The following is a 26,690-nucleotide window of genomic DNA, read 5'->3' as shown; positions in this document are numbered from 1 at the left end:
GGGCGTATTCTCCGCTTGCCAGGCGTTGATTTCTTTGCGGTAACGCAGGTTTGCACGCTATTGCGCTTCATTGCCAGCGCTCCATCGCCAGGCACCGCCCCGTCGGCGGACAGTCCTCGCGATCGTGGGTCACCAGGATCGCCGGAATGGCCTGGCGGGCCAGTTCCTCAAATACCCAGCGACGGAACGCGGCGCGCAGGGTCGCATCCAGGCGGCTGAAGGGCTCATCCAGCAGCAGCGCCTCGGGGCGCGCCAGCAGGGCGCGCAGCAGACTCACCCGCGCCCGCTGTCCGCCGGAGAGCGTGGCCGGGTCGCGCGCGGCGAAGCCATGCAGCCCGGCGCGACTGAGCGCCTGCTCCACCGCGGCTTTTCGCGCCTCGCCGCGCACGCTTTCCGGTAGCGCCAGCTGTAAATTTTGCCCGACGCTGAAATGGTCGAACAGCAACGGGTCCTGAAACAGGATGCCGATGCGCCGGCGCTCCGTTGGCAGCGTATCGCAGCGCCGCTCGTTGAGCCACAGCTCGCCCTCGGCGCGGAAGTCGCCGGCCAGAGCGCCAATCATCCATGCAAACAGCGTCGATTTTCCGCTGCCGGAAGGGCCCATCAGCGTCAGCACTTCACCCGGGGCCACCGAGAAGGCGACCTCCCGCAGCAGCGGCTGACGTTTCACGCTCAGGGTCAGATGGTTTACGGTTAGCACTAGCGAAGTCCTCGTCGATAGCGGCCCGCCAGCCAGGCCAGCAGGGCCGTCAGGGTAAAGCATACCGCCGGCAGCAGTAATTGCCACAGCGCCTGGGCGGCGAGCGTCTGCGCCTCGCCGCCGCTGCTGAGCGCCACCGCCTGGCTGGTGAGCGTCGGGATACGGCCTGCCCCCAGCCATAGCGTTGGCAGATACTGCGCAATGCTCACCGAGAAACCCACCGCCAGGGCGGTCAGCAGCGGGCGGGTCAGCGAGGGCAGGGTCAGCAGCCAGAAAATACGCGTGGGATCCCAGCCGAGCGTGCGGGCGATCACCGCCATCCGCGGATCGCGCTGGCGCCAGGCCGGGCGCAAAATAAACAGCATCCACGGCACCACCCATAGCAGATGGCCCCACAGGACGGTCCACCATTCGCCGTCTAGCCAGGCGTACAGCGCCAGCCGGTACTGGCCGTCGGCCAGCGGCAGGGCCGGCAGCACCAGCGGCAGCCAGACCCAGCCATCTCCCCGCGCCGGGCCGCAGGCCAGCCACAGCAGGCAGACGGCCGCGCCGAGGGCGCAGGCCGCCAGCGCCAGACCAAGACTGTTAATCAATGCCTCGGTCTGCGGCGGCGCCGAGCGCGCCAGCCCCGCCAGCAATAGCGCGCACAGCAGGCCGCTCAGCGGCAGGGCACTCGCCAGCAGGCGGCCGGGCAGGGCGTGGGGATGGGGATGCCGAACGCCGCGCAGATCGGGCAGACGTCGACGCTGTAGCCGCCATCCGCCCCAGGCGACCAGCGCCAGCCCGCCGAGGATCGCCAGCAGCAGCAGGCTGGCCAGCGCCCCTTTCGCCTGCTGCAGGTCATCGCCCTGGCTTAACCACTGCCACGCCAGCACGGCGAGGGTGGGCGGATTGCCGGGCCCCAGCACCAGGGCGACGTCTACCGTCGACAGGCTCCAGGCCGCGGCGGCCAGCAGCACCATGCCGAGGGCGGGCAGCAGCCCAGGCAGCACCAGCCAGCGCAGGCACTGCCAGCGGCCGTAGCCGAGGCTCTTTAGCGCTGTCGCCTGGTCGGCGAGGCGCGCCTCCCCCAGCAGGCCGTAGATCACCCACAGCACAAAGGCGCTCTCTTTCAGGGCCATCGTCAGGCCAAGCCCGATGCCGTACCGGTCGACCGGCGGCGTCAAAAACGGCAGCCGCTGCCAGATCCAGCCGCCTTCGGCGAACAGCAGCAGCGCCGCCGTCGCCAGGGCTAGATGGGGCACCGCCAGCAGCAAGGGCAGGCGGGAAGCCAGTCGCCGCCAGCGGGCCGAAGGCCAGAGGGCGGCGACGATGGTCAGGGCGATCAGTAACGCGCCGCCGACGGACAGCAGCGTGGAAACAAGGGTGGCGGCCAGCGCCTGGCCCAGCTGCGGGTCGGCGAACAGCGCCCGCCAGTGGACCGGGGAGAGCGCCGGCCACGCCAGCCCTGCGGCGGCGGGGAATAAGGGCAGATAGATTGCCGCCATTGTCCCCCAGGCCAGCAGGATCAGTGGGTACCGTAGCGGCGCAGCCATTCCTGCTCCAGTGCGTCAACCCACGCCGCGTGCGGCTCGGCAAGCACCGGCGGCAGATCCTGCGGCAGGGTGGCCGCCAGCGCCTGGCGCTGCTTGTCAGGTAGACGCTGCTCCAGGACGCTTGGATCGCCCCAGACGGCGGCATCCGCCTTGCGCAATTGCGCCTCAGGGGAGAGCAGGAAATTGGCCACCACTTTGGCAGCGGCGACGGCGCGCGCGTTGGCCGGGATAGTCACGAAATGGACGTTGCCAAGGGTCCCTCCGGTAAAGCCGAAGCTGTAGCTGTCCGCCGGTAACTCCCCGCTGGCGGCCTTCTGCCGGGCATGGAGCGGATTAAACGTCAGCGACAGGCGGAGGGTGCCCTGGTTGAGCATGGCGTCCATCCGCGCCGGCGACGCCGGGAAATCCTTGCCCGCCCGCCACAGCGCCGGGTGCAGCGCATCGAGATAGCGCCACAGCGGGGCGGTGACCGCCGCGAAAGTCGCCGTCTGCGGCGGCTGGCGCAGGGCGGCAGGCTGGTCGGTGAGGGCGATCAGCAGCTGCTCCAGCAGGGCGGTACCGGTGAAGTCCGGTGGCCGCGGGTAGGTTACGCTGCCCGGATGGGCTCTGGCGAAGGCCAGCAGCGCCTGCGGGCTGGTGGGAGGCTGCGGGGTTTGTTCGCGGCGGGCGATAAACGTCAGCTGGGCGCTGCCCCACGGCGACTCGGCGCCCTCGGTGGCGACAGAAAAATCTTCCTGAACCGGCTTTTGCCGATCGACATAGCGCCAGTTGGGCAGCGATTCGGCCCAGCCGGTGAGCAGCAGGTTGGCCTGTTTTAGGGTGTGAAAGTTTTCGCCGTTGATCCACAGCAAATCCACCGAACCGCCGCGGCGACGGCCAGCCTGCGCCTCAGTCTGGATGCGTTTCACCGCGTCGGCGGCGTCGGCGATGGGGACAATACGCAGGTCGATCGCGTAGTGGCGTTTGACCTCCTCGCTGACCCACGCCAGATAGCGGTTAACGGCCGGGTCGCCACCCCAGGCGTTAAACCAGACGGTCTGGCCACGGGCTTCCGTCTGGGTCTGCCGCCAGCTGTCGTCGGCATTCACCACCAGCGGCCAGAGCAGCAGCAGGTACAGACAGAGGCTGAAATCACGCAAACGGCGCATCATTACTCCTTATTGTGCGGGGAAGAGGGGGGGATCTTGCACAGCCCCTGGGCCGGGATCGCCATCGCGGCGTTGAACCGCGCTGATAAATTTTGCAGGCCAATCAGGGCGGTCAGCTCGGTGAGCGCCCGGGCGTCAAAATGCGCCGCCATCGCGCTGCGCAGGGCATCATCCACCTCCGGCGGCGTCTGACTGGCGGCTTCGGCATAGGCCAGCGCCAGACGCTCTTGCTCGCTAAACAGCGTACTGTTGCGCCAGTCGGCGACCGCCAGCAGTTTGTCGCGGCCTCCGCTCCGCGCCGCGAGGGTCATGCTGGTGATATCGATGCAGAATTCGCAGTGGCACAGCTGGGCGATGCGGGCGCTGACCAGCGAGCGCAGCACCGGATCCAGCGGCGAGCGGCGGCGTTCAATATAGCCGACGAACAGCGAGACCAGGTAAAACAGCCACGGGATCCGCCCCCACCAGCGAATGGGGCTCAGCACCTGGCCGTAATGACGACGGTGCAGCCAGGCCTGCGGACGAAGGATCAGGGGGACAGTATCCAGCGGGGGTAAGCTCATGGCGACGATCTCTTATGACGTTCACGGTAAATATTTTTGGCGATGGAGATGACCACCGCCAGGGCAAAAAGCAGCGAAAGGCCAGTGGCCAGCCAGAAGGCGCCTCCGGTCAGCAGGCTCCCGGCCCAGGAATAGACGATGGTCGCCGGCAGCTGTCCCACGCCGGTGGCCAGCATAAAGGGCCAGAAGCGCAGCGAAGTCAGTCCGGCGGCATAGCTGACCGGATCAAAAGGGACAAACGGCAGCAGGCGACAGACCAGGATCGTCTGCGGGCCAAAGCGGGCGAAATAGCCGTCGACGCTGCGCAGCACCGTGCGGCCGGTGAGTTTCTCCACCACCTCGCGCCCCAGCGCTCTGGCGATGCAGAAACAGAGCCCGGCGCCGACCATGGCGCTGAACCACGACAGCGCGCCGCCCCAGAAGGCGCCGAACAGCGCGGCGTTCGCCAGGGTGATCAGGAAGGCCGGCAGCGGGGCGACGATCGCCTGGAGGATCATCAGCGCAAAAGAGACCAGCGCCGCCTGCGCCCCCCAGGCGGCGATAAAGTCTTTAACATGCTGGGGATCCAGCGACGCTAGCGCCGTCAGGCTGTGCTGCAGAAAGGCTCGCCCGCCGGGGAACCACAGCCAGGCGGCCAGAGCGGCAACGGCCACCACGGCGAGGGCCAGCCGGGCGCGGCGCAGGTGACGGCGATCAGGTCGGGTCATGGCGCACCTCCTCGCCGGGCGTTGCCACACGGCGGGCGCGGGCAAACCGTTTGCCCATCTGCACCAGGGCAAACAGCAGCCCGCCGGCGAGGCTCAGCTTGAGCGCGAAGGCGAAGGTCGCCCCCTCGCGAGCCAGTTCGCTGGCCATCACCGAATAGATCACCAGGCCCGGCAGGGTGGTCACGGCGGAGATCAGGGTAAAAGGCCAGAAGGGGATCGCCGTCAGGCCGTAGGCGTAATTCTGAATGTTGTAGGGAAAGAGCGGCACCAGGCGGGTGAGGATCAGAAAATCGCTGCCGCTGCGGGCGATACCGCGCTCAATGGCCTGGAAGACGGCGGTATGGCCCACATAGCGCTGCAGCAGATCGCGCCCAAGCCAGCGGGCGATCAAAAACGACAGCGAAGAGGCGACAGTGGCGGCGGCAAACGAGAGCAGAGAGCCGGTCAGCGGGCCGAAGAGTATTCCGCCGGCGATCACCAGCAGGCTGCCGGGGATCAGGCACAGGGTGGCAATGATAAACAGCGCTGCATAGACCAGATAGCCCCAGGCGCCCTGATGGCGCAGGGTCTCCTGCAGCAGATGCAGGTGAGTCAGCAGATCGTGGAGACCGACGCGGTGGCTGATAACGGCCAGCGTGGCCGCCAGCGCGATGAGTCCCAGCCCTTTACCAATGGCCGGATGATGGCTTCTTTTTCATGAAGGGGTCTCCTGTACAGCCTGGACGCGGTGGACATTAAAAAGTGCGCGCGACAGTATCCTGTTCAGACGACGGCCACAATGGTTTACCGTCGCTTTGTTGATTTTGCTCAGGAAATTCTGCCCCTCGCGCGGCGGGAGGCAGGTCAGGACGTGGCTTACGGCCGGAAGGTGGCCCACACCGGCGCGTGGTCGGACGGTTTTTCCATCCCGCGGATCTCATAATCGATTCCGGTCTCCACGCAGCGCTGGGCCAGAGGCTGGCTGGCCAGCAGCAGGTCGATGCGCAGCCCGCGGTTATCGTCGAAGCCTTTGGAGCGGTAATCAAACCACGAGAAGTGCTCCTGATTGTCCGGGTTAGCCTGACGCCAGGTATCCACCAGGCCCCAGCCCAGCAGACGGTCCATCCATTCCCGCTCTTCCGGCAGGAAGGAACATTTGCCGGTGCGCAGCCAGCGTTTGCGGTTCTCTTCACCGATACCGATGTCGAGATCGGTAGGGCTGATGTTCATATCGCCCATGATCAGCACCGGATTCTCTTTATTGAGCTCGGTCTCCAGATAATTCTGCAGATTCTGATAGAACGCCGCTTTGGCCGGGAATTTGGTCTCATGATCGCGGCTTTCACCTTGCGGGAAATAACCATTAATCACCGTAACGTTACCGAACGGCGACGGGATCTCGGCCATGATGATGCGGCGCTGAGCCTCTTCGCCATCGTCCGGGAAACCGCGGCGGACGGCAATCGGCGTCTCTTTGGTCAGCAGAGCGACGCCATAATGGCCTTTCTGGCCGTGATAAAAGACGTTATAGCCGAGTCTGGCGACCTCTTCGAGAGGGAACATATCGTCGTGAACTTTGGTTTCCTGCAGGCCAATCACGTCCGGCTGGTGCTTTTCGACGATGGCGGCCAGTTGGTGTGGGCGGGCGCGCAGGCCGTTGATATTAAAAGAGACGAATTTCATAGTCGCTGCCACTGTGCAAGGTGAATAGTGCAGGGATGGTAGCAGAAATTCGCCAGGCTGGCTGCCATCCGATGCGTCATTCTGCCAATCGCTGCGCATGAGCGTGCCGTGGGTGCCCCTTTTGCGGGCACGCCGCGCCAAAAAAGGGCAAATAGCTACGATAAATTTCGCAGAAGATCACAATTACAGAATTATATCTTACCTTTGCATAACTTATCTTCTTTAATCACTGTTCATCCCCCTTTATCGGATACTTATTCACTAATTATGCATTTTATGTGAATAGCGCCAGGTTGTAACTCATTGATATTTCGTTATCTCATCCGGTTTATGCATTTTTATCGCTGGCTGGCACGAACCGTGCAATCTACATTTACAGCGTAATAACTCATATTTATTAACATTATTGCTACTTTTAATTTACCGGAAGAGGTCGATATGTCTCAGTCAATTACGCGTAACCACTTTGATGAATGGATGATGCCGGTCTACGCGCCAGCGGCTTTTATTCCGGTGCGGGGCGCCGGGTCGCGGCTGTGGGATCAGCAGGGCAAAGAGTATATCGATTTTGCCGGAGGCATCGCCGTGAACGCGCTGGGGCATGCGCATCCGCGTCTGGTGCAGGCCCTCACCGATCAGGCTGGCAAGTTCTGGCATACCGGCAATGGCTATACCAATGAGCCGATCCTGCGTCTGGCCAAAATGCTTATCGATGCCACCTTCGCCGACCGGGTCTTCTTCTGTAACTCCGGGGCCGAGGCCAATGAGGCGGCGCTCAAGCTGGCGCGTAAATATGCCCACGATCGCTTCGGCAGCGAGAAAAGCGGCATTGTCGCCTTCCAGAACGCCTTCCACGGGCGGACGCTGTTCACCGTTTCGGCAGGAGGTCAACCGGCCTACTCCCGGGATTTTGCCCCGCTGCCGCCGCAGATCCAGCATGCGGTGTTTAACGATCTCGCGTCGGCAAAGGCCTTAATCAATGACCAAACCTGCGCGGTGATCGTCGAGCCGGTGCAGGGCGAAGGCGGCGTGGTGCCGGCCAGCGTCGAGTTTTTACGCGGCCTGCGCCAGCTTTGCGACCAGCACAACGCCCTGCTGATTTTCGATGAAGTGCAGACCGGGGTCGGGCGCACCGGCGAACTGTATGCCTATATGCACTACGGCGTGACCCCCGATGTGCTGACCACCGCCAAAGCGCTGGGCGGCGGCTTCCCCATCGGCGCGCTGCTGGCGACAGAGGCCTGCGCCAGCGTAATGACCGTCGGCACCCACGGCACCACCTACGGCGGTAACCCGCTGGCGGGGGCGGTGGCCGGCGAGCTGCTGTCGATCGTCAATACCCCGGAAGTGCTCTCCGGCGTCAGACAGCGCCATCAGTGGTTTTGCGAACGCCTGCAGGCGATCAACGCCCGCTATGGTCTGTTCAAGGAGATCCGCGGCCTGGGGCTGCTGATCGGCTGCGTGCTGAACGACGCCTGGGCCGGGAAGGCGAAAACCCTCAGCAACCTGGCGGCGGAAGAGGGCGTGATGATCCTGATCGCCGGCGCCAACGTGGTGCGTTTCGCGCCAGCGCTGAACGTCAGTGAAGAAGAGGTGAACAGCGGGCTGGATCGCGTCGAGCGGGCCTGCGCGCGATTCCTGGCGGGAGTTTCATCATGATGGTTATTCGACCGGTGGAGCCGGGCGATCTGCCCGGGCTGCTGAAGCTGGCGGCGGAGACCGGCGGCGGGCTGACCTCGCTGCCGGTGGATGAAGCCACCCTCGCGGCGCGGATCGCCCGCTCACAGCAAACCTGGCGCGGCGAGCTGCCGAAAAGCGAGCAGGGCTATGTCTTTGTGCTGGAAGAGAGCGAGAGCGGCGCTGTGGTGGGCATCTGCGCGATAGAGGTGGCGGTGGGGCTCAACGATCCCTGGTACAACTACCGGGTCGGCACCCAGGTCCATGCCTCGAAGGAGCTTAACGTCTATCAGGCGCTGCCGACGCTGTTTCTCAGTAACGACCACACCGGCAGCAGCGAGCTGTGTACCCTGTTCCTCGACCCGCAGTGGCGCAAAGAGGGTAATGGCTATCTGCTGTCGAAATCGCGCTTCTTATTTATGGCCGCCTTTCGCGAGCGCTTTAATGAGAAGGTGGTTGCCGAGATGCGCGGGGTGATTGACGAGCACGGCTATTCCCCGTTCTGGGAGAGCCTGGGCAAACGCTTTTTCGCCATGGAGTTTTCCCGCGCCGACTACCTGTGCGGCACCGGACAGAAGGCTTTTATTGCCGCCCTGATGCCCAAGCACCCGCTGTATATCGATTTCCTCACCCCCGAGGCGCAGGCGGTGATCGGCAAGGTCCACCCGCAGACCGCCCCGGCCCGGACGGTGCTGGAGAAAGAGGGATTCCGCTACCTGAACTACATCGATATTTTCGACGGCGGCCCGACCCTGGAGTGCGATATCGACCGGGTGCGGGCGATCCGTCAAAGCCGTCTGGTGACCACCGAGGCCGGCGAAACGCCGCCCGGCGACGGGCCGCTGTGCCTGGTGGCGAACGAACAGTACCACCAGTTCCGCGCCCTGCTGGTGCATGCCGACCCGGATGGCGACACCCTGACCCTCAGCGCCCGCGAGCTGGATATGCTGAAGTGTCATGCCGGCGACCAGGTGCGCATGGTGCGCCTGATCCCTGAGGAGAAAACCGCATGAGTCTGTGGATTAACGGCGAGTGGCGGCCCGGCGATGGGCCGCGCTTCAGCAAACAGGATCCGGTCAACCTGAAGGTTGTCTGGCAGGGAGAGGCGGCGGACGCCGGGCAGGTCGCCGAGGCGGTGGCGGCAGCCCGCCAGGCGTTCCCGGCCTGGGCGCGGCTGCCGTTTGCCGACCGCCAGGTCATCGTCGAAAAATTTGCCGCGCTGCTGGAGGCCAGCAAGGCGGAGCTGACGGCGATTATCGGCGCCGAGACCGGAAAGCCGCGCTGGGAGGCGGCCGGGGAAGTGACGGCGATGATCAACAAGGTGGCGATCTCGGTGAAGGCGTACCACACCCGCACTGGCGAACAGCACTGCGAGCTGCCCGATGGCGCCGCGACGCTGCGTCACCGGCCGCATGGCGTGCTGGCGGTCTTTGGCCCCTATAACTTTCCCGGCCATCTGCCGAACGGGCATATCGTGCCAGCGCTGCTGGCGGGCAATACCGTGGTGTTCAAACCCAGCGAACTCACCCCGCACAGTGGCGAAGCGGTGGTGAAGCTGTGGGAGCAGGCCGGCCTGCCCGCCGGGGTGCTCAACCTGCTGCAGGGCGGTCGGGAAACCGGCGAGGCGCTCAGCGGCCAGGCGGATATCGACGGGCTGCTGTTTACCGGCAGCTCGACCACCGGTTTTCATCTGCATCGCCAGCTGGCCGGACAGCCGCAGAAGATCCTCGCGCTGGAGATGGGCGGCAATAACCCGCTGATCGTCGACGATCCGCGGGACGTCGATGCCGCGGTGCATCTGACCATCCAGTCCGCCTTTATTACCGCCGGCCAGCGCTGCACCTGCGCCCGGCGTCTGCTGGTCCGGCGCGGAGAGGCGGGAGATGCTTTCCTCTCCAGGCTGGTGACGGTGAGCCAACGGCTGATCCCCGCGGCGTGGGACGCCGAGCCGCAGCCGTTTCTCGGCGGGCTTATCTCTGAACAGGCCGCGCAGAAAGTGCATCAGGCCTGGCTGCAGCGGATCGCCGCTGGCGCAGCCACCCTACTGGAGCCGCGCTTATTGCAGGCCGGGACGTCGCTGCTGACGCCGGGGATTGTCGACATGAGCGACGTGGCCCAGGTCGAGGATGAAGAGGTGTTCGGCCCGTTGCTTGGCGTCTGGCGCTACGACACTTTCGAGGAGGCGATTGCCCTGGCCAATGCCACCCGCTTCGGGCTCTCCTGCGGGTTAATCTCCCCGGAACGGGAGAAGTTCGATCGGCTGCTGCTTGAGGCGCGGGCCGGGATAGTCAACTGGAACAAACCGCTGACCGGGGCGGCGAGTACCGCGCCGTTCGGCGGCACCGGGGCCTCTGGCAATCATCGCCCCGGGGCCTGGTATGCCGCCGATTATTGCGCCTGGCCGATGGCCAGTCTCGAATCGCCGACCTTGACGCTGCCCGCCAGTCTCAATCCAGGGCTCGACTTTCGGGCCGGGGAGGCGTCATGACCGCCCGCGAAGTCAACTTTGACGGTCTGCCCGGACTGACCCATCACTACGCCGGGCTCTCCTTTGGCAATGAGGCCTCCACCCGGCACCGCTTTCGGGTGTCGAACCCGCAGCTGGCGGCAAAGCAGGGGCTAAAAAAAATGAAAGCCCTCGCCGACGCCGGCTATCCGCAGGCGGTGATCCCCCCTCAGGAGCGGCCCAACGTGCCGCTCCTGCGTCAGCTGGGCTTTAGCGGCAGCGATGAACAGGTGGTGGCTCGCGCGGCTCAGCAGGATCCGGATCTGCTGTCGGCGGTGAGTTCGGCCTCGGCGATGTGGGTGGCCAACGCCGCGACGGTCTGTCCCTCCGCCGATTCGCTGGATGGCCTGGTACACCTGACGGTGGCGAATCTGCAGGATAAATTCCACCGCGCCAGCGAAGCCCCCACCACCCGGGCGTTGCTGCAGGCGATCTTCCCGGACCGCACGCGATTTGCCATCCACCCGGCGCTGCCTGCCTCGGCATGGTTTGGCGACGAAGGGGCGGCGAACCATAACCGTCTCGGCGGGGAATATGGCGCCCCCGGCGTTCAGCTCTTTGTCTATGGCCGCCGCCGGGGAAGCGAAGAGGCGCCGCGTCGCTATCCGGCGCGGCAAACTCTTGAGGCCAGCCAGGCGGTGGCGCGCCTTAATCAGGTCAATCCCCGCCAGCTGATCTTCGCCCGCCAGCATCCGGCGGCGATCGACATGGGGGTTTTTCATAACGATGTCATCGCGGTGAGCAATCGTCAGGTCCTGTTCTGCCATGAGCAGGCCTTTGCCGACCAGAACGCGGTTTTGCAGCAGCTGGCGCAGCAGGTGCCGGGCTTCACCCCGCTGGTGGTTCCCGCCAGCCGGGTCACGGTGGAAGAGGCGGTTGCCACCTATCTGTTCAATAGCCAGCTGTTGAGCCGGGCGGACGGCAGCATGGCGCTGATCCTGCCCCAGGAAGCCCAGGCGCATCCGGGCGTGTGGAACTATCTCAATGAGCTGCTGGCCGGGGATAACCCCATCGCCGCGCTGCAGGTGTTTGATCTGCGCGAGAGTATGGCCAACGGCGGCGGTCCGGCGTGCCTGCGTCTGCGGGTAGTGTTGACGGCCGAGGAGTATCAGGCGGTCAATCCGCACGTCCTGATGAACGATACGCTGTTTGCCACCCTCAATGATTGGGTGGATCGCTACTATCGCGATCGTCTCACCCAGGCCGACCTCGCCGACCCCCAGCTGCTGCGGGAAGGGCGCGATGCGCTGGATCGGTTGACCCAGATCCTGCAGCTCGGTTCGGTTTATCCATTTCAGCAATAAGGGGGCGCGGTGGAACACTTTCTGGCATTAACCCTGGCGGGGCGTTTGCCCCATCACTTTCACGGCGAGACGGCCCATTTCCGCTGGCACTGGCTTGGGGAGGGGATCCTTGAGCTGACGCCGCATGCGCGCTGCGAGCGCGGGCTGGTGCTCTCCTGCGCCATCCATGGCAACGAAACGGCGCCGGTGGAGATTGTCGACCGGCTGGTGCAGCGGCTGGTTCGGGAGGAACTCCCCCTGCGCTGGCGGCTGCTGGTGATCGTCGGTAACCCGCCGGCGCTGCGGGCGAATAAACGCTATCTGCACAGCGATATGAACCGGATGTTTGGCGAGCGCTGGCGGCAATTCCCGACCAGCGAGGAGACACAGCGGGCGCAGCGGCTGGAGCAGGCGGTGGGCCGCTTCTATCGCGACCACGGTGGTCCGCGCTGGCACCTCGATCTGCATACCGCGATCCGCGGGTCGCTGCATCCGCGCTTCGGGGTGCTCCCGGCTCGCGATACGCCCTGGGAGGAGGATTTTCTTCACTGGCTGGGCGGCGCCGGGCTGGAGGCGTTGGTGTTTCATCGCCAGCCAGGCGGGACCTTCACCCACTTCAGCTGCGAGCGGTTCGCGGCGCTGGCCTGCACCCTTGAGCTGGGCAAAGCGCTGCCGTTGGGGGAAAACGATCTGTCGCAGTTTGCCGCCGCCGAGGGGGCTATCTCCCGGCTGCTGGTGGGGGATCTGGCCATTGCCGACGCCCCGGCGCCGTTGCGCTACCGGGTGGTGCAGCAGATCACCCGCCATAGCGATGATTTCCGTCTGCATATGGCGGATCGGACGCTGAACTTCACCCCCTTCGCCCCAGGCACGCTGCTGGCGGAGGAGGGGGAGATGCGGTATGTGGTGGGGGCAGAGCCGGAGTATGTTCTGTTTCCCAATCCGGCGGTGGCCAGGGGGCTGCGCGCTGGCCTGATGCTGGAAAAATTACCCTGACGGCAAGCCGTCCACCGGGCGGCCTGCTTAATTTCGCGCGTCGTTTTACATCTTCTTATTTTTTCGTGCGCCAGCGTAAATTTGCAGATTATTCCTGGTAAAATGCTTTGTTTTTAATCTCCCCTCCTTTATACTCTCCATAATTTCTCTGAAAAACAGTAGGTTATTTATTTTTTATTGCAATTCCTCGTTCAAATTCCTTATTTTCTCCATAATTGGTGAGAAACTGTTTTTTACACTTTCATTGTTTTACTCTTGCTCTGACTAATTGACGATTAACGTCGTAAAGTTAATCTCGTCAACACGGCAACGCGCCGTAAGAATAACGTAAAGTAAGGATTGAATGATGAAGAAACTCACTGCACTGTTTGTTGCCTCTACTCTGGCTCTGGGCGCGGCTAACCTGGCACACGCCGCCGATACCACCACCGCGCCGAGCGACAGCAAGCCGATGATGATGCATCATAAAGGCGGCCCGGGTCAGCATGACATGATGTTTAAAGGCCTCAACCTGACCGATGCGCAGAAGCAGCAGATCCGTGACATCATGAAGAGCCAGCGCGAAAACATGAAGCGTCCGTCCCTTGACGAACGCCGCGCGATGCACGAGCTGATCGCCAGCGATACCTTCGACAAGGCGAAAGCGGAAGCGCAGATCGATAAGATGGAGGCGCAGCATAAAGCGATGGCGCTGTCCCGCCTGGAAACGCAGAACAAGATCTACAACATTCTGACCCCAGAGCAGAAAAAACAGTTCAATGCCAATTTTGAGAAGCATCTGACAGAACGCAACGCGCCGGCAGGTAAAATGCCTGCACCCGCTGAATAATGTAGCGTACTGAATCAAGACCGCCGGTCTTGCCCAATAATGCCATCAGGCGTTGGGCAGGGCCGGCGGTTTTTTCTTTCTGGCTTCTCAGCTAAGCGGGTGCAGCGGGTAGTTGCCGCTGAGCAGAGGTTTACAGAGAATTTTGTAACCATCCTGGTCGAATCCGGCGGGCAGGCGGGTGAGCTCAGCGGCCTGGTCGAGCGAGTCGACGGCCCCCAGCCACAGCCAGTTATGAATGACATGATACTGCGTCATATCAGGGCCGCGCTCCTCCAGCGCCACCGGTCCTGCCCAAGGCCAGCACACCAGCTGCAGCTTGCTCATCTGCGCCAGCAGACGCTGGCGGTGCGCCTCCACGCTCTCCTTTCCACAGCAGGCGCCGGCGCAGCGGCCCAGCGCGGATCGAAAGCAGGCGCGGCCGCGGCTGAGCGGCTCCAGACCGAGCAGGCCATAACAGAGGCGCTGTTCGTCAGCGAGGCTCTGCAGCATCTGCAGCGCCGCCCGCCGGTTGGCGAACAGACCATAGAGATGCTGCTGATGAGAAAAATCAACCTCGCGGGCATAGACAATCTGCGGCCGGTCGTCCGCAAGCAGCCAGGCGCAGAGTTGCTTGTTACGCCGTAGCCGCTTGTTAAACAGCGGCTGCTGCTCTTTAATTAACCGCGCCTCCAGCAGCAGGGCCCCCAGCTCGCCAGCGGTGCGCTGCCAGGTAATACGCCGGGACTGACGCAGCATCGCGGCCTCTTCAGGCGTGCGCAGGTGGGAGAGCACCCGGCTGCGCAGGTTAACGCTCTTGCCGATATAGAGCGGCATCGTGTCGCTGTCGCCGTGAAATTGATAGACGCCCGGCAGCTTCGGCAGCGCCTCCAGCCACGGGCGAAGGTGTTCGGGATATTCATAGATCGCCGCCGCCTCAAACTCCAGACGCGGGGCAGATTGCTTTCTGGCCACAATAACTCCTGATACTGTCTATCCATCCAGTATAGCAGGCGGTTTTTGCGGCGAAAAGCGCAAAAAATAACCCCGGCGCGGGCCGGGGTGGAGGAGGGACTATTTTTTCCAGAAATCGTCAAAGACGGTGATGGGCGGCCGACGCTTGTGTTCGGTTTTCAGATACCAGCCTTCGATTGTTTTGGCGATGCTGGGGTCCAGCGTTTTGCCTTCCAGATAGTCGTCGATATTCTCATAGGTGACCCCCAGCGCCACTTCATCCGGCAGGGAGGGGCGATCGTCTTCCAGATCGGCGGTCGGCAGCTTCTTATACAGATGTTCCGGGCAGCCGAGATGGGCCAGCAGCTGTTTGCCCTGACGTTTGTTCAGGCGGAAAATCGGGTTGATGTCGGTGCCGCCGTCGCCATATTTAGTGAAGAAGCCGGTAATCGCTTCCGCCGCATGGTCGGTGCCGACCACCACCCCTTTGGTCATCCCGGCGATGCTGTACTGGGCTTTCATGCGCTCACGGGCTTTTTCGTTGCCGCGAACGAAGTCGCTCAGTTCGATCCCCGCTTCGCGCAGGGCCTGTTCGCTTGCCAGTACCGAGGCTTTGATATTCACCGTCAACACGCGGTCAGGCTGAATAAAGGCGATGGCATCCTGGCAGTCCTGCTCATCCGCCTGCACGCCGTAGGGTAAACGCACGGCGATAAACTGCAGGCTGCTGTCGCCAGTTTCGGCGCGCAGTTCATTGATCGCCATCTGGCACAGTATCCCCGTCAGGGTCGAGTCCTGGCCGCCGCTGATACCCAGCACCAGCGATTTAATAAAAGGGTAAGTCTGCAGATAGGATTTCAGGAAATCGACGCTGCGGCGGATCTCGCCTGCGGCATCAATCTGCGGCTTCGCGCCCAGCGCCTGAATAATCTCTTGTTGTAGCGTCATCGCGCCCTCCGAAAGTGAATCTGTTTGGCAACCTGTTGGCTTAAAGCTACCTCTTTGCCGCTGAAACGACAAGGACCGGGGTTTTGACTGCCGGAAAAGAAGGCAATCAATGACATAGGATTTCATTATAGATGCCCGCGCGCAGGAGAAAGCGCCGGTCGTCGGCGGAGCGTCAATCCTGTTTACGCAATAACACAATCAGACATGATTTCGCTGTTCGGCTTGAAAAATAACACTATTTATTCCAGGCTTATCGTTACACAGTGGAAGAGAGGAACCAAAATGAACAAAAGCTTAGCAGGAATACTGGGCGTCACCGTCGCGTTAACCTTACTCGCGGGCTGTACCGCTTACGATCGTACCAAAGACCAGTTTACCCAGCCGGTGGTGAAAGATGTGAAGAAAGGAATGTCGCGTGAGCAGGTGATGCAGATCGCTGGCAAACCTTCAACGGAAGTGACGATGGTCCATGCCCGCGGCACCTGCCAGACCTATATCCTCGGTCAACGAGATGGTAAAGTGGAGACCTACTTTGTGGCCCTCGACGAAACGGGGCACGTGATGAACTCCGGCTACCAGACCTGCGCTGAGTATGATACGGATCCGCGCAACGCTAAGTAAGCGCCCTACTGTTGACTGAGTTGTACGTAAGCCCGACCACTGGTCGGGCTTTTTTGTGAGTCCTGATGCTTATTTAATTGCGCGAATTATTTGGATGAAAATGTGAGGGTAGTCAAAACCGGAGGTCAATGAGAGACAATTCTGTTCAACAGGGAATTATCACGACGGCTCAGGTTGCCGTATACTCAACCCATAAACAGAATTAACCGGATGTTACCAGTCTTACCGGCTCTCAGCGGTTACTGAAGGCCCTGGTCTCACACATTGAGGAAGCGTTCATGGAAAAGAAACACATTTATCTGTTCTGCTCGGCAGGCATGTCCACGTCACTGCTGGTCTCCAAAATGCGGGCGCAGGCGGAAAAATACGAAGTCCCGGTCATTATTGAAGCCTATCCTGAGACTCTCGCGGGTGAAAAGGGACCGGAAGCCGACGTTGTATTATTAGGGCCACAAATTGCGTATATGTTACCGGAAATTCAGCGCCTGCTGCCGAATAAACCGGTAGAAGTCATCGATTCTCTTCTGTATGGCAAGGTGGATGGTTTAGGGGTATTGAAAGCCGCCGTCGCGGCCATTAAGAAAGCTGCAGCACAATAATTTTAAATTTTAAAACTCGATATATTTTGACGCCTGGCGGCATCCCGTTGCCGGACGTCAAAGAATAAAGAGTTTATTTTCCCGTCAAAGAGTAATTTCATACATCATCGCCGTAATAGTTTATTGCGGCTTTTAAGGGTATTGACTATGAGTAAAGTGATCGACTCGCTTGAAAAGGTACTCCTTCCTTTTGCAGTGAAAATAGGAAAGCAGCCGCATATTAATGCGATTAAAAATGGATTCATTAAATTAATGCCGTTGACCCTCGCCGGGGCCATGTTTGTATTAATTAACAACGTTTTTCTGAGCTTCGGCGAAGGCTCTTTCTTTTATTCCATGGGCATTCGCCTGGATGCCTCCACCATTGAAACCTTAAACGGTTTTAAGGCTATCGGCGGTAACGTCTATAACGGCACCCTCGGCATTATGTCGCTGATGGCGCCATTCTTTATTGGCTCCGCGCTGGCGGAAGAGCGCAAAGTCGACCCGATGGCCGCAGGCCTGTTGGCGGTCGCGGCCTTCATGACCGTGACCCCGTATAGCGTGGGCGAAGCCTATGCCGTCGGCGCCAACTGGCTGGGCGGGCAGAACATCATCTCCGGCATGATTATCGGTCTGGTCGTCGCGGAGCTGTTCACCTTCGTGATCCGTCGCAACTGGGTGATCAGACTGCCGGACAGCGTGCCGGGGTCGGTATCGCGCTCTTTCTCCGCGCTGATCCCTGGCTTCTTGATCCTCTCCATCTTCGGCATTATCTCGTGGGCCCTGTCGAGCTACGGCAGCAACTTCCACCAGATCATCATGGACTCCATCTCTACGCCGCTGGCGGCGATGGGCAGCGTGGTCGGCTGGGCATACGTCATCTTTAACTCCCTGCTGTGGTTCTTCGGGGTGCATGGTTCGCTGGCGCTGACCGCGCTGGATAACGGCATCATGACGCCATGGGCGCTGGAAAACATCGCGCTGTACAACCAGTACGGATCGGTTGATGCGGCGATCGAAGCGGGTAAACAGTTCCACTTCTGGGCCAAGCCGATGCTCGACTCCTACATCCTGCTGGGGGGTTCCGGGGCGACGCTGGGTCTGATCATCGCCATCTTTATCGCTTCCCGCCGCGCTGACCATCGTCAGGTTGCGAAGCTGGCGCTGCCGTCAGGCATCTTCCAGATTAACGAACCGATTCTGTTTGGCCTGCCGATCATCATGAACCCGGTCATGTTCATCCCGTTCGTGCTGGTCCAGCCGATTCTGGCGGCCATTACTCTCGCGGCCTACAGCCTGGGGATTATCCCACCGGTGACCAACCTGGCGCCGTGGACCATGCCAACTGGCCTGGGGGCGTTCTTCAACAGTAACGGCAGCGTCGCCGCTCTGCTGGTCGCCCTGTTCAACCTTGGCGTCTCCACCCTGGTCTACCTGCCGTTTGTGGTGCTGTCGAATAAAGCGCAGACCGTCATCGAGCAGGAAGAGAGCGAAGAAGACATCGCCAACGCACTGAAATTCTGATACCGCGCGGTACGGGCAGCGTCCCGTACCGCCTGAGAAATGAGGGAAATATTATGTTTGATCTGGACAACATCGACGCGGTAGAGACCCCGGAAAACGACCTCGAAGAGGTGGTGATGGGGCTGATTATCAACTCCGGACAAGCCCGTAGCCTGGCCTATGCCGCGCTAAAACAGGCCAAGCAGGGGGATTTTGCCGCGGCGAAATCGATGATGGAGCAGTCGCGTCAGGCGCTGAGCGAGGCGCATCGCGTGCAGACCCAGCTTATAGAAAGCGACGAGGGCGAAGGGAAAATGAAGGTCAGCCTGGTGCTGGTGCATGCTCAGGATCACCTGATGACCTCCATGCTGGCCCGCGAGCTGGTTGCGGAATTGATTGAGCTGCACGAGAAGGTACAATAGGCCATCACGACGATGAGGCAGCCCAGGATGATGACCACCGAGATCAGTACCGCCAGAGAACAGCAGTTGTTCAACGGGAAGAACTTTCATGTGGTCATCTATAACAAAACGGAAAGCGTGAGCGGGCTCCACCAGCATGATTACTACGAATTTACCGTCGTATTAACCGGGCGCTATTACCAGGAGATCAATGGCAAACGGGTGCTGCTGGAGCGCGGGGATTTTGTCTTTATCCCGATGGGCTCGCACCACCAGAGCTTCTACGAATTTGGTGCGACGCGCATCCTTAACGTCGGCATCAGCAGGCGCTTCTTTGAGAAACACTATCTGCCGTTGCTGCCGTTTGGCCTGGTGGCGTCGCAGGTCTATGCCGTGCAGAGCGCTTTTCTCGGCTATATTGAGTCGGTCATCGCCTCACTCAATTTTCGCGAAACGGAATTTGACGAATTTATCGAGCTGGTCTCCTTTTATGTCATTAACCGTTTACGTCACTATCGCGAAGAGCCGGTTGCAGACGTCGTCCCACAATGGTTAAAAAATACCGTTGAGGCCATGCACGATAAACTGGAGTTTGGCGAGAGCGCCCTCGAGAATATGGTTCGGCTATCGGGCAAAACGCAGGAATATTTAACCCGGGCGACCCAGCGCTATTATGGTAAAACGCCGATGCAGATAATTAACGATATCCGTATTAACTTTGCCAAAAAGCAGCTGGAAATTACCAATTATTCGGTGACGGATATTGCCTATGAATCAGGGTACAGCAGCCCGAGCCTGTTTATTAAAACCTTTAAAAAGCTGACCTCGTTTACGCCGAGCAGTTATCGCAAACATTTGACCAGTATTAATTAAACCCGCGCGGTATTAGCCGCCCGGCTTACACCGTAACTAATTTAAGTTAACTGTCCGCATTTATGCGGAGAGCGGCCTGCGCCCAGGCGCAGCGCCTAAGGGAGAAAAAAATGAGCCAGAAATTAAAAGTCGTCACCATTGGCGGCGGTAGCAGCTATACCCCGGAATTACTGGAAGGTTTTCTGAAACGTTATCATGAACTGCCGGTGACAGAGCTGTGGCTGGTGGATGTGGAAGAGGGCCAGGAGAAGCTCGATATTATCCATGCGCTGTGCGAGCGGATGGTGGAAAAAGCCGGCGTGCCGATGAAGGTTTATAAAACGCTGGACCGCTGCGAGGCGCTGCAGGGCGCGGATTTCGTTACCACCCAGCTGCGGGTGGGCCAGCTGAAGGCGCGTGAAAAAGATGAGCGCATCCCGCTGAGCCACGGCTATCTTGGCCAGGAGACCAACGGGGCGGGCGGGCTGTTTAAAGGGCTGCGTACCATCCCGGTGATTTTCGACATCGTGAAAGATGTGCAGGAGATCTGCCCGGACGCATGGATCATTAACTTCACCAACCCGGCGGGCATGGTCACCGAGGCGGTCTATCGCCACACCAGTTTCAAACGCTTTATCGGCGTGTGCAACATTCCCATCGGCATGAAGATGTTCATCACCGACGTGCTGCAGCTCAGCCCGAGCGATGAGCTGAACATCGACCTGTTCGGTCTGAACCACCTGGTGTTCGTCCGCGACGTGCTGGTTAACGGCGTCTCGCGCTTCGATGAACTGCTGGACGGCGTTGCCTCCGGCCGCCTGACCGCGAACTCGGTAAAAAATATCTTCGACCTGCCGTTTAGCGAGGGGCTGATCCGCTCCCTGCGCCTGATCCCATGCTCCTATCTGCTCTATTACTTTAAGCCAAAAGAGATGCTGGCGATTGAGATGGGCGAGTACTATAAGGGCGGCGCGCGCGCCCAGGTGGTGCAGAAGGTGGAGAAGCAGCTGTTCGAGCTGTATAAAAATCCGGATCTCAAGGTCAAGCCGAAGGAGCTGGAGCAGCGCGGCGGCGCCTATTACTCCGATGCCGCTTGCGAAGTGATCAACGCTATCTATAACGACAAGCAGACTGAGCACTATGTGAATATCCCGCATCATGGCCATATCGATAATATCCCGGCGGACTGGGCGGTCGAGATGAGCTGCACCTTAGGTCGCGATGGCGCGAAGCCGACGCCGCGCATCACCCATTTCGACGAGAAGGTGCTGGGGCTTATCTACACCATCAAAGGGTTTGAAGTGGCGGCCAGCCAGGCGGCGATCAGCGGCGAGCTGAACGACGTGCTGCTGGCGCTGAACTTAAGCCCGCTGATCCATTCCGATCGTGACGCCGAGCAGCTGGCGCGGGAGATGATTCTGGCTCATGAAAAATGGCTGCCGAACTTTGCGGCGACGATCGAAAAACTGAAAGCGTAACGGGAGCGGCAAATGGAACGGGTATTGATCGTCAACGCCGACGACTTCGGCCTCAGTAAAGGGCAGAACTACGGCATTATCGAAGCCTGCCGCAACGGCGTGGTGACATCGACTACGGCGCTGGTCAACGGCGCGGCTATTGACCACGCCGCCCAGCTGAGCCGCAGTACGCCGGAGCTGGCGGTCGGGATGCACTTTGTGCTGACGCTGGGCGAACCGCTGTCGGCCATGCCGGGGTTAACCCGCGACGGCCGGCTGGGCAAATGGATCTGGCAGCAGGCGGAAGAAGATAACCTGCCGCTGGAGGAAATTGCCCACGAGCTGGCGTGTCAGTACCGTCGTTTTATCGATCTCTTCGGCCATGAGCCGACGCATCTCGACAGCCATCACCATGTGCATATGATCGCCGCGATCTATCCCATCGTCGCCGCTTTTGCCCGCGATAAAGGCATCGCGTTGCGCATCGATCGCCAGGTGGCGGCGCAGAGCGGTCTCGATCAGCAGGCGGCGCGCAGCAGCGCAGGCTTCAGCAGCGAGTTTTACGGGGAAGCCGTCTCTGAGGCGCTGTTCCTGCAGACGCTGGACGCCTCAATCGCCCGCGAGGAGCGCTCGCTGGAGGTGATGTGTCATCCGGCCTTTGTCGACCAGACCATCATGGGCAGCGCCTACTGCTACCCGCGGCTGGGCGAGCTTGATGTGCTGACCTCTGCCTCGCTGAAAGCGGCAGTGGCCGACCGGGGTTATCGCCTGGGAACCTACCGCGACGTGTAAGCCCGACGGGGGAAAGGAAAGTGAGTCAAGCCCGGCACACCGTGCCGGGCTTTTTGCTACGCCGGAATAGCGGCGATTTTCGGGCTTCTCGACCACACCCGGTGGGCCGTCATCAGGGTGAGCAGTTTATCTGCCGCCGGGGTGTCGAGAGCATCGGTAACGATGACGCCCTCTTCGCCCTGGGCCGGGACCTGTAGAACCGACGTTAACTGCCGCGCATCGCCTGCCAGCAGGATCGGCTTCAGGTGCTTATAGGCCTCCAGCAGGTAGTAGCGCGCATCGCCGCTCTGGCTCAGGGCGCTGAGATCGCCGCCGGGCACCACCACGGCATCCACCGTCAGCGATGGGGAACCGGCGAAGGTGCCGGCGATCGGCACGGGAGAACCATCGTCGGCGATGACCTCGCCCATCCGCGAATAGAGCAGTTTACTGTGCACGCCCTGAGCCTGTAGCGCCTGCAGGAGATGGACCAGGTCCTGCGCCGAGGTACGCTCATTGAGCAGCACCGCCACCACGCGACCTTTCACATCCCCTTCGGCGTCCGCATAGAGGCTGAGGGTGGGATCTTTCCCCACGCCGTTGACCGGGGAGGGCAGAGTGAGGTTGCGCTGCTCATCGCTCAGTTCAATACCTAAATTCGCCCCGACCGCTTCCGCCAGCCGGGTATCAATATGGGCCAGGTGATCGACCACCCGCTCGCGGATCCAGGTGCGGACCACTTTGCTGAGCTCGAAGCTGAAGCCATCGATAATATGCTGCTGCTCAATCGGCGTCTGGCTCAGCCAGAACAGACGCGGCTGGGCGTAATATTCGCCGAATGAAGGGCTGCGCTGGCGGATCTTCTCACCGTCGACGCGCTCGGCAAGGGACTCGAAACCGCCGCGTTTGGCGGCTGGCGGCGTCTCGCGCGGCCAGTTGTCGTTGATCGAGTTGGGTTCGTAGTTGGCCGGGTTGGTGTCAATCTCCATCCGGTGCATACCGTCGCGCTGGAAGTTGTGGTACGGGCAGGTTGGCCGGTTGATCGGGATTTCATGGAAATTCGGTCCGCCGAGGCGGCTAATCTGCGTATCGGTGTAGGAAAAGAGACGCCCCTGCAGCAGCGGATCGTTGCTGAAATCGATGCCCGGTACGATATGCCCGGGATGGAAGGCCGCCTGTTCGTTCTCGGCAAAGAAGTTGTCCGGGTTGCGGTTGAGGACCATTTTGCCGACCCGTTGCACCGGCACCAGCGCCTCAGGGATCAGCTTGGTGGGATCTAACAGGTCGAAGTCAAAATCAAATTCGTTCTCCTCGGGGATCAGCTGCAGCCCGAGCTCAAATTCCGGGTAGTCCCCGGCTTCAATGGCCTCCCACAGGTCGCGGCGATGAAAATCGGGGTCACGGCCGGTCAGCTTCTGCGCTTCATCCCACACCAGCGACGCCTTGCCGGCGACCGGTTTCCAGTGGAAGCGAACAAAGGTGGCTTTGCCCTCGGCATTGATCAGGCGGAAGGTGTGGATCCCGAAGCCTTCCATGGTGCGATAGCTGCGCGGGATGCCGCGATCGGACATCGCCCACATCACGTTGTGCAGCGTTTCCGGCTGCAGGGAAACGTAGTCCCAGAAGGTGTCGTGAGCGCTTTGTCCCTGGGGGATGGCCCAGTGGGGCTCAGGCTTCACGGCGTGGACAAAGTCGGGAAACTTCAGCGCGTCCTGAATGAAGAAGACCGGGGTGTTGTTGCCGACGAGGTCAAAAATCCCCTCGTCGGTGTAAAACTTGGTGGCGAAGCCGCGAATATCGCGAACGGTGTCCGCCGACCCCGCGCCGCCCTGCACGGTGGAGAAGCGCACAAAGACCGGGGTGATTTTATCGGCTGCCGAGAGAAAATCGGCTTTGGTCAACGCTGTCAGGCTTTTGTAGGGCTGGAAGTAACCGTGGGCCGCTGAGCCGCGGGCATGAACGATACGCTCCGGAATTCGCTCATGGTCGAAGTGGGTGATCTTCTCCCGCAGAATGAAATCTTCCAGCAGCGTTGGGCCGCGGGCGCCGGCGCGCAGCGAGTTCTGATCGTCGGCAATGCGCACGCCCTGGTTGGTGGTCAGCGGATAGTCTTCTCCGCCTTTGCGCTGCGGCTCCAGGGCGTCAAGTTTGCTGCTGTGGGTATCAGGCGCTTTCAGGCTGCCAGGGGCGGTCGGTTCAGCGCCAGGGGCGGTGGGTTTCGGCGTGGGGCGCCACTCCCGGTCATCCGGCGCCAGCGAGTCGAGACCCGGCTGCGCTTCCTCGCTGCCGTGAACCGGTGCCTGCTGATGGTGAGGGTTTGGGTGCTTATCAGACATTGCTCGTCTCCTGCTTTCATTGCTAAAAGTGGTCGTTGATAAACCAAAACCCTTCTAACTATAGAACATTACGCTGGCTGCGCCCGGCGAGGGGGCAGGGAGTTATCCTAAAATGCGCATCGGCGGCAGGGGGGCGACGAACGGGGCCACGATCGGCTATGATAGAGGTTTCTGTTTCCCGCTTTGCTTAGTGAATCCATTTGTTATGAAACCATTGCGCCAACAAAATCGCCCTGTCATTAGCTACGTGCCGCGCGTGGAGCCTGCGCCCCCGGAACATGCCGTGAAAATGGACCATTTTCGCGATGTCTGGATTTTGCGAGGGAAGTATGTCGCCTTTCTGCTGATGGGGGAGCATTTCCGCCGTTCACCGGCGTTCAGCGTGCCGGAGTCGGCGCAGCGCTGGGCTAACCAGGTGCGTCAGGAAGGTGAGATTGAAGCCTGAATCTGCTGCAGAAATAAAAAAACCGCTGATTATCAGCGGTTTTTTTGTGCTTACCGTTTAGCGATGTGCCAGTTCGGCCTCTTCTTCGCTATCGAAAATCGACTTGTCCGTCTGGCGCAGCCACTGGCTGGTCAGCGTCCCGGCGGTCATGGAACCGTTAACGTTCAGCGCGGTACGCCCCATATCGATCAGGGGTTCGACGGAGATCAGCAGCGCCACGAGGGTCACCGGCAGGCCCATCGCCGGCAGGACGATCAGCGCGGCGAAGGTGGCCCCGCCGCCCACTCCGGCGACGCCCGCCGAGCTGACGGTGACGATGCCCACGAGGGTGGCAATCCACATCGGATCCAGCGGGTTGATGCCTACGGTCGGTGCGACCATCACCGCCAGCATGGCCGGGTAGATACCGGCGCAGCCGTTCTGACCAATGGTGGCGCCAAAGGAGGCGGAGAAGCTGGCAATCGACTCCGGTACGCCGAGACGACGGGTCTGCGCTTCCACGTTCAGCGGAATGGAGGCGGCGCTGGAGCGGCTGGTGAAGGCGAAGGTGATCACCGGCCAGACTTTACGGAAGTACTTCAGCGGGCTGATGCCGTTAATCGCCAGCAGCAGGCCGTGAACGACAAACATGATGCCCAGCGCGATGTACGAGGCCACCACGAAGCCGCCAAGCTTGATGATATCCTGTAGATTCGACCCGGCAACCACTTTGGTCATCAGCGCCAGCACGCCGTAAGGGGTCAGCTGCATCACCAGACGAACCAGCTTCATCACCCAGCCCTGCAGGGTATCGATGGCGGTCAGTACGCGCTGGCCTTTTTCCACATCCTCTTTCAGCAGCTTCAGGGCTGCGACGCCGAGGAACGCCGAGAAAATGACGATGCTGATGATCGAGGTCGGGTTAGCCCCGGTGAGGTCAGCAAACGGGTTCTTCGGCACGAAGGAGAGGATCAGCTGCGGGACGCTGAGATCGGCCACTTTACCCACATAGTTGCTCTGAATGGCGTTCAGACGGGCGGTCTCCGCGCTGCCCTGGACCAGCCCCTCGGCGGTGAGGCCGAACATGTTGGTCACCAGCACGCCAACCAGGGCGGCGATCAGGGTGGTGAACAGCAGAGTACCGATGCTCAGGAAGCTGATTTTCCCCAGCTGCGAGGCATTGTGCAGGCGGGCCACCGCGCTAAGGATTGATGCGAAGACCAGCGGCATAACGATCATTTGCAGCAGCTGGACATAACCGTTGCCGACGATATTGAACCACTGGATGGAATCTTTCAGCACCTGGCTGTCAGACCCATAGATCAGCTGTAGCGCCAGACCGAAGATCACGCCAATCGCCAGGCCGACCAGGACCTTCCTGGCCAGGCTCCACTGTTTATGGCGAGTTTGCCCCAGCGCAAACAGCAATACGGCGAACACGACTACGTTCGCTATTAATGGAAAGTTCATCCCCGTTCTCCTGATATTTTTATAACCTGGGCTGGTGGATAACCAGCTCTTATGACCGCAAGGTTAGCAGAAGGCGTTATCAAGGACTTATATTCAAATGGAATGGGTTATAACCAAATGGCGTTTTCTGCCGGTTTATCGCCCACTCTGGTGACTTATGAAGCGATTGAAGGTGATCTGCAGGGAATTAATCACCCCGGAAGACCAGCGTATCGCGCTGTTGTCCGCCAGCGTCTGCGGCATCCAGACGGCATAGACGAACAGCGCCATGCATAAGGCGCGCTCCAGCTGGTTGCCTTTGCGCGGCGCAAGGATCGGCAGCCGGAAGCGCCAGCGACACGGCCATAGCAGCGGCACTCCGGCGGGGGTGAGCATATCGGCGAGAATGTGGCTGAGATAGCCCAGCACCAGGCCCTGGAGGGCGTCCGCCGGGACAATCCAGCTGTCAGGCACCTTGAGGTAGAATAGCGTCAGCGCGCCAAACACCGCCAGCAGGCTGTGGGTGAAGCCGCGGTGGCCAAAGGCCCGCGCCACGGGCCTGGAGATCCAGCTCAGCCGCTGGCCAAGAAACGACTTTGGGTGATCGATGTCCGGCAGCAGGCAGGTCAAGACCGCGGAGGGCACAATATGCCACCAGTCGCCCTGCGCCAGCACCGGCGTTAACTCTGCGTTTTTGGCAAATACTGCGCAGGCGATTGAAAAGAAGAGATGGCCTTCCGCCGTCATGATAACACACCCTAAACTGTCGATTCATACAGTATAGGGTTTTTATACAGTGCACGGAAGAGGT

At 60.9% G+C, this 26,690-nt stretch carries 28 protein-coding genes; 16 read left to right on the top strand and 12 right to left on the bottom strand.

From position 1 onward, the window contains the following. Positions 1-67: 67 nt before the first annotated feature. Genes ABLX76_RS01025 through ABLX76_RS01000 form a run of 6 tightly spaced genes read right to left on the bottom strand, consistent with a single transcriptional unit; the run spans position 68 to position 5,278 of the window. On the bottom strand, positions 68-700 hold the full coding sequence (locus tag ABLX76_RS01025) for an ATP-binding cassette domain-containing protein (RefSeq protein WP_065882984.1): 633 nt from the start codon (positions 698-700) through the stop codon (positions 68-70). Continuing rightward, positions 700-2,235 (bottom strand): ABC transporter permease subunit, encoded by a 1,536-nt coding sequence (locus ABLX76_RS01020; protein WP_348873778.1) that lies wholly within the window; start codon positions 2,233-2,235, stop codon positions 700-702. Before ABLX76_RS01020 ends, ABLX76_RS01025 begins: the two co-directional genes overlap by 1 nt. Continuing rightward, the gene (locus ABLX76_RS01015; RefSeq protein WP_348873776.1) at positions 2,208-3,383 is read right to left on the bottom strand and encodes an ABC transporter substrate-binding protein; all 1,176 of its coding nucleotides are present in this window, start codon (positions 3,381-3,383) and stop codon (positions 2,208-2,210) included. The genes ABLX76_RS01020 and ABLX76_RS01015 overlap by 28 nt, the downstream gene beginning before the upstream one ends. Positions 3,384-3,385: 2 nt before the next feature. Then, the gene (locus ABLX76_RS01010) at positions 3,386-3,946 is read right to left on the bottom strand and encodes a carboxymuconolactone decarboxylase family protein (RefSeq protein WP_064158338.1); all 561 of its coding nucleotides are present in this window, start codon (positions 3,944-3,946) and stop codon (positions 3,386-3,388) included. Continuing rightward, on the bottom strand, positions 3,943-4,653 hold the full coding sequence (locus tag ABLX76_RS01005) for a TVP38/TMEM64 family protein (protein ID WP_023289290.1): 711 nt from the start codon (positions 4,651-4,653) through the stop codon (positions 3,943-3,945). Before ABLX76_RS01005 ends, ABLX76_RS01010 begins: the two co-directional genes overlap by 4 nt. Continuing rightward, positions 4,640-5,278 carry a TVP38/TMEM64 family protein gene (locus ABLX76_RS01000; protein ID WP_223822588.1) on the bottom strand — a complete coding sequence of 213 codons (639 nt, stop codon included), beginning with the start codon at positions 5,276-5,278 and terminating at the stop codon, positions 4,640-4,642. The genes ABLX76_RS01005 and ABLX76_RS01000 overlap by 14 nt, the downstream gene beginning before the upstream one ends. Here ABLX76_RS01000 and ABLX76_RS00995 point away from each other — a divergent pair. Beyond that, positions 5,210-5,353 (top strand): hypothetical protein, encoded by a 144-nt coding sequence (locus ABLX76_RS00995; protein ID WP_023289292.1) that lies wholly within the window; start codon positions 5,210-5,212, stop codon positions 5,351-5,353. The two genes, ABLX76_RS01000 and ABLX76_RS00995, sit on opposite strands and share 69 nt — an antisense overlap. Positions 5,354-5,508: 155 nt before the next feature. On the opposite strand, the gene xthA is transcribed toward ABLX76_RS00995, so the two are convergent. Further along, the gene (gene xthA, locus ABLX76_RS00990) at positions 5,509-6,315 is read right to left on the bottom strand and encodes an exodeoxyribonuclease III (RefSeq protein WP_023289293.1); all 807 of its coding nucleotides are present in this window, start codon (positions 6,313-6,315) and stop codon (positions 5,509-5,511) included. A gap of 438 nt (positions 6,316-6,753) precedes the next feature. Here xthA and ABLX76_RS00985 point away from each other — a divergent pair, with 438 nt between their 5' ends. The 6 genes from ABLX76_RS00985 to spy all read left to right on the top strand — a co-directional run bounded on the left by ABLX76_RS00985 (position 6,754) and on the right by spy (position 13,606). Continuing rightward, positions 6,754-7,974: an aspartate aminotransferase family protein gene (locus ABLX76_RS00985; protein WP_023289294.1), complete on the top strand. Its 1,221-nt coding sequence runs from the start codon at positions 6,754-6,756 to the stop codon at positions 7,972-7,974. Next, positions 7,971-9,005, top strand: a complete 1,035-nt coding sequence (astA, locus tag ABLX76_RS00980) for an arginine N-succinyltransferase (protein ID WP_065882989.1) — start codon at positions 7,971-7,973, stop codon at positions 9,003-9,005. Before ABLX76_RS00985 ends, astA begins: the two co-directional genes overlap by 4 nt. Beyond that, complete coding sequence (astD, locus tag ABLX76_RS00975; protein WP_348873773.1) at positions 9,002-10,480, top strand: succinylglutamate-semialdehyde dehydrogenase; 1,479 nt, start codon at positions 9,002-9,004, stop codon at positions 10,478-10,480. The genes astA and astD overlap by 4 nt, the downstream gene beginning before the upstream one ends. Beyond that, a complete protein-coding gene (gene astB / locus ABLX76_RS00970) occupies positions 10,477-11,802 on the top strand; it encodes an N-succinylarginine dihydrolase (protein ID WP_065882991.1) in 1,326 nt (441 codons plus the stop codon). The genes astD and astB overlap by 4 nt, the downstream gene beginning before the upstream one ends. 9 nt (positions 11,803-11,811) lie before the next feature. Next, positions 11,812-12,777, top strand: coding sequence for a succinylglutamate desuccinylase (gene astE, locus ABLX76_RS00965; RefSeq protein WP_065882992.1), 966 nt, complete (start codon positions 11,812-11,814; stop codon positions 12,775-12,777). A 343-nt stretch (positions 12,778-13,120) separates the two neighbouring features. Beyond that, the gene (gene spy / locus ABLX76_RS00960) at positions 13,121-13,606 is read left to right on the top strand and encodes an ATP-independent periplasmic protein-refolding chaperone Spy (RefSeq protein ID WP_072096650.1); all 486 of its coding nucleotides are present in this window, start codon (positions 13,121-13,123) and stop codon (positions 13,604-13,606) included. Between the two features lie 87 nt (positions 13,607-13,693). On the opposite strand, the gene cho is transcribed toward spy, so the two are convergent. Continuing rightward, the gene (gene cho / locus ABLX76_RS00955; RefSeq protein WP_023289300.1) at positions 13,694-14,557 is read right to left on the bottom strand and encodes an excinuclease Cho; all 864 of its coding nucleotides are present in this window, start codon (positions 14,555-14,557) and stop codon (positions 13,694-13,696) included. A gap of 99 nt (positions 14,558-14,656) precedes the next feature. Next, complete coding sequence (gene nadE / locus ABLX76_RS00950; protein WP_101977853.1) at positions 14,657-15,484, bottom strand: ammonia-dependent NAD(+) synthetase; 828 nt, start codon at positions 15,482-15,484, stop codon at positions 14,657-14,659. Between the two features lie 282 nt (positions 15,485-15,766). Between nadE and osmE the strand changes: the two genes are divergently transcribed. The 8 genes from osmE (at position 15,767) to chbG (ending at position 21,691) form a co-directional block, all read left to right on the top strand. Further along, on the top strand, positions 15,767-16,105 hold the full coding sequence (gene osmE / locus ABLX76_RS00945) for an osmotically-inducible lipoprotein OsmE (protein WP_023289302.1): 339 nt from the start codon (positions 15,767-15,769) through the stop codon (positions 16,103-16,105). A 278-nt stretch (positions 16,106-16,383) separates the two neighbouring features. Next, positions 16,384-16,704 (top strand): PTS N,N'-diacetylchitobiose transporter subunit IIB, encoded by a 321-nt coding sequence (gene chbB, locus ABLX76_RS00940; RefSeq protein ID WP_002901547.1) that lies wholly within the window; start codon positions 16,384-16,386, stop codon positions 16,702-16,704. Positions 16,705-16,723: 19 nt separating this feature from the next. Next, a complete protein-coding gene (locus ABLX76_RS00935) occupies positions 16,724-16,840 on the top strand; it encodes a hypothetical protein (protein ID WP_032429133.1) in 117 nt (38 codons plus the stop codon). A gap of 11 nt (positions 16,841-16,851) precedes the next feature. Then, entirely contained in the window at positions 16,852-18,210 is a 1,359-nt protein-coding gene (gene chbC / locus ABLX76_RS00930) for a PTS N,N'-diacetylchitobiose transporter subunit IIC (RefSeq protein WP_004203823.1), read from the top strand. A 53-nt stretch (positions 18,211-18,263) separates the two neighbouring features. Continuing rightward, complete coding sequence (gene chbA / locus ABLX76_RS00925) at positions 18,264-18,611, top strand: PTS N,N'-diacetylchitobiose transporter subunit IIA (protein ID WP_023289303.1); 348 nt, start codon at positions 18,264-18,266, stop codon at positions 18,609-18,611. Positions 18,612-18,638: 27 nt separating this feature from the next. Next, positions 18,639-19,463, top strand: a complete 825-nt coding sequence (gene chbR, locus ABLX76_RS00920; RefSeq protein WP_004203825.1) for a transcriptional regulator ChbR — start codon at positions 18,639-18,641, stop codon at positions 19,461-19,463. A gap of 110 nt (positions 19,464-19,573) precedes the next feature. Then, positions 19,574-20,920 carry a 6-phospho-beta-glucosidase gene (locus tag ABLX76_RS00915; protein WP_101977852.1) on the top strand — a complete coding sequence of 449 codons (1,347 nt, stop codon included), beginning with the start codon at positions 19,574-19,576 and terminating at the stop codon, positions 20,918-20,920. Positions 20,921-20,932: 12 nt separating this feature from the next. Then, the gene (gene chbG, locus ABLX76_RS00910) at positions 20,933-21,691 is read left to right on the top strand and encodes a chitin disaccharide deacetylase (protein ID WP_065882995.1); all 759 of its coding nucleotides are present in this window, start codon (positions 20,933-20,935) and stop codon (positions 21,689-21,691) included. A gap of 56 nt (positions 21,692-21,747) precedes the next feature. Here the strand turns inward: chbG and katE are convergent, their stop codons facing one another. After that, entirely contained in the window at positions 21,748-24,006 is a 2,259-nt protein-coding gene (gene katE, locus ABLX76_RS00905; protein WP_348873769.1) for a catalase HPII, read from the bottom strand. Between the two features lie 190 nt (positions 24,007-24,196). On the opposite strand from katE, the gene cedA reads away from it, so the two are divergent. Then, complete coding sequence (cedA, locus tag ABLX76_RS00900) at positions 24,197-24,451, top strand: cell division activator CedA (protein ID WP_008807754.1); 255 nt, start codon at positions 24,197-24,199, stop codon at positions 24,449-24,451. Positions 24,452-24,508: 57 nt separating this feature from the next. On the opposite strand, the gene ABLX76_RS00895 is transcribed toward cedA, so the two are convergent. Both ABLX76_RS00895 and ABLX76_RS00890 read right to left on the bottom strand, forming a co-directional pair. Then, complete coding sequence (locus ABLX76_RS00895; RefSeq protein ID WP_023289308.1) at positions 24,509-25,900, bottom strand: L-cystine transporter; 1,392 nt, start codon at positions 25,898-25,900, stop codon at positions 24,509-24,511. 135 nt (positions 25,901-26,035) lie between these two features. Further along, positions 26,036-26,626, bottom strand: a complete 591-nt coding sequence (locus ABLX76_RS00890) for a metal-dependent hydrolase (RefSeq protein WP_023289309.1) — start codon at positions 26,624-26,626, stop codon at positions 26,036-26,038. Positions 26,627-26,690 lie beyond the last annotated feature (64 nt).

The sequence above is a fragment of the Klebsiella sp. JB_Kp004 genome, assembly GCF_040065795.1.
Lineage (GTDB): Bacteria > Pseudomonadota > Gammaproteobacteria > Enterobacterales > Enterobacteriaceae > Klebsiella > Klebsiella quasipneumoniae.
The sequence above is the reverse complement of the archived record's forward strand: the minus strand, read 5'-3'. Positions and strand labels throughout refer to the sequence as shown.

What these genes read in the sequence shown, in the direction of transcription:
- astD (WP_348873773.1), top strand. Translation starts at nt 9,002, where the DNA reads ATGAGTCTGTGGATTAACGGCGAGTGGCGGCCCGGCGATGGGCCGCGC.
- chbG (WP_065882995.1), top strand. Translation starts at nt 20,933, where the DNA reads ATGGAACGGGTATTGATCGTCAACGCCGACGACTTCGGCCTCAGTAAA.
- chbC (WP_004203823.1), top strand. Translation starts at nt 16,852, where the DNA reads ATGAGTAAAGTGATCGACTCGCTTGAAAAGGTACTCCTTCCTTTTGCA.
- katE (WP_348873769.1), bottom strand. Translation starts at nt 24,006, where the DNA reads ATGTCTGATAAGCACCCAAACCCTCACCATCAGCAGGCACCGGTTCAC.
- astA (WP_065882989.1), top strand. Translation starts at nt 7,971, where the DNA reads ATGATGGTTATTCGACCGGTGGAGCCGGGCGATCTGCCCGGGCTGCTG.
- ABLX76_RS00890 (WP_023289309.1), bottom strand. Translation starts at nt 26,626, where the DNA reads ATGACGGCGGAAGGCCATCTCTTCTTTTCAATCGCCTGCGCAGTATTT.
- osmE (WP_023289302.1), top strand. Translation starts at nt 15,767, where the DNA reads ATGAACAAAAGCTTAGCAGGAATACTGGGCGTCACCGTCGCGTTAACC.
- ABLX76_RS00995 (WP_023289292.1), top strand. Translation starts at nt 5,210, where the DNA reads ATGGCGCAGGGTCTCCTGCAGCAGATGCAGGTGAGTCAGCAGATCGTG.
- xthA (WP_023289293.1), bottom strand. Translation starts at nt 6,315, where the DNA reads ATGAAATTCGTCTCTTTTAATATCAACGGCCTGCGCGCCCGCCCACAC.
- ABLX76_RS01015 (WP_348873776.1), bottom strand. Translation starts at nt 3,383, where the DNA reads ATGCGCCGTTTGCGTGATTTCAGCCTCTGTCTGTACCTGCTGCTGCTC.
- ABLX76_RS01005 (WP_023289290.1), bottom strand. Translation starts at nt 4,653, where the DNA reads ATGACCCGACCTGATCGCCGTCACCTGCGCCGCGCCCGGCTGGCCCTC.
- ABLX76_RS00985 (WP_023289294.1), top strand. Translation starts at nt 6,754, where the DNA reads ATGTCTCAGTCAATTACGCGTAACCACTTTGATGAATGGATGATGCCG.
- astB (WP_065882991.1), top strand. Translation starts at nt 10,477, where the DNA reads ATGACCGCCCGCGAAGTCAACTTTGACGGTCTGCCCGGACTGACCCAT.
- ABLX76_RS01020 (WP_348873778.1), bottom strand. Translation starts at nt 2,235, where the DNA reads ATGGCTGCGCCGCTACGGTACCCACTGATCCTGCTGGCCTGGGGGACA.
- ABLX76_RS00915 (WP_101977852.1), top strand. Translation starts at nt 19,574, where the DNA reads ATGAGCCAGAAATTAAAAGTCGTCACCATTGGCGGCGGTAGCAGCTAT.
- ABLX76_RS01010 (WP_064158338.1), bottom strand. Translation starts at nt 3,946, where the DNA reads ATGAGCTTACCCCCGCTGGATACTGTCCCCCTGATCCTTCGTCCGCAG.
- nadE (WP_101977853.1), bottom strand. Translation starts at nt 15,484, where the DNA reads ATGACGCTACAACAAGAGATTATTCAGGCGCTGGGCGCGAAGCCGCAG.
- spy (WP_072096650.1), top strand. Translation starts at nt 13,121, where the DNA reads ATGATGAAGAAACTCACTGCACTGTTTGTTGCCTCTACTCTGGCTCTG.
- ABLX76_RS00895 (WP_023289308.1), bottom strand. Translation starts at nt 25,900, where the DNA reads ATGAACTTTCCATTAATAGCGAACGTAGTCGTGTTCGCCGTATTGCTG.
- chbA (WP_023289303.1), top strand. Translation starts at nt 18,264, where the DNA reads ATGTTTGATCTGGACAACATCGACGCGGTAGAGACCCCGGAAAACGAC.
- chbB (WP_002901547.1), top strand. Translation starts at nt 16,384, where the DNA reads ATGGAAAAGAAACACATTTATCTGTTCTGCTCGGCAGGCATGTCCACG.
- chbR (WP_004203825.1), top strand. Translation starts at nt 18,639, where the DNA reads ATGATGACCACCGAGATCAGTACCGCCAGAGAACAGCAGTTGTTCAAC.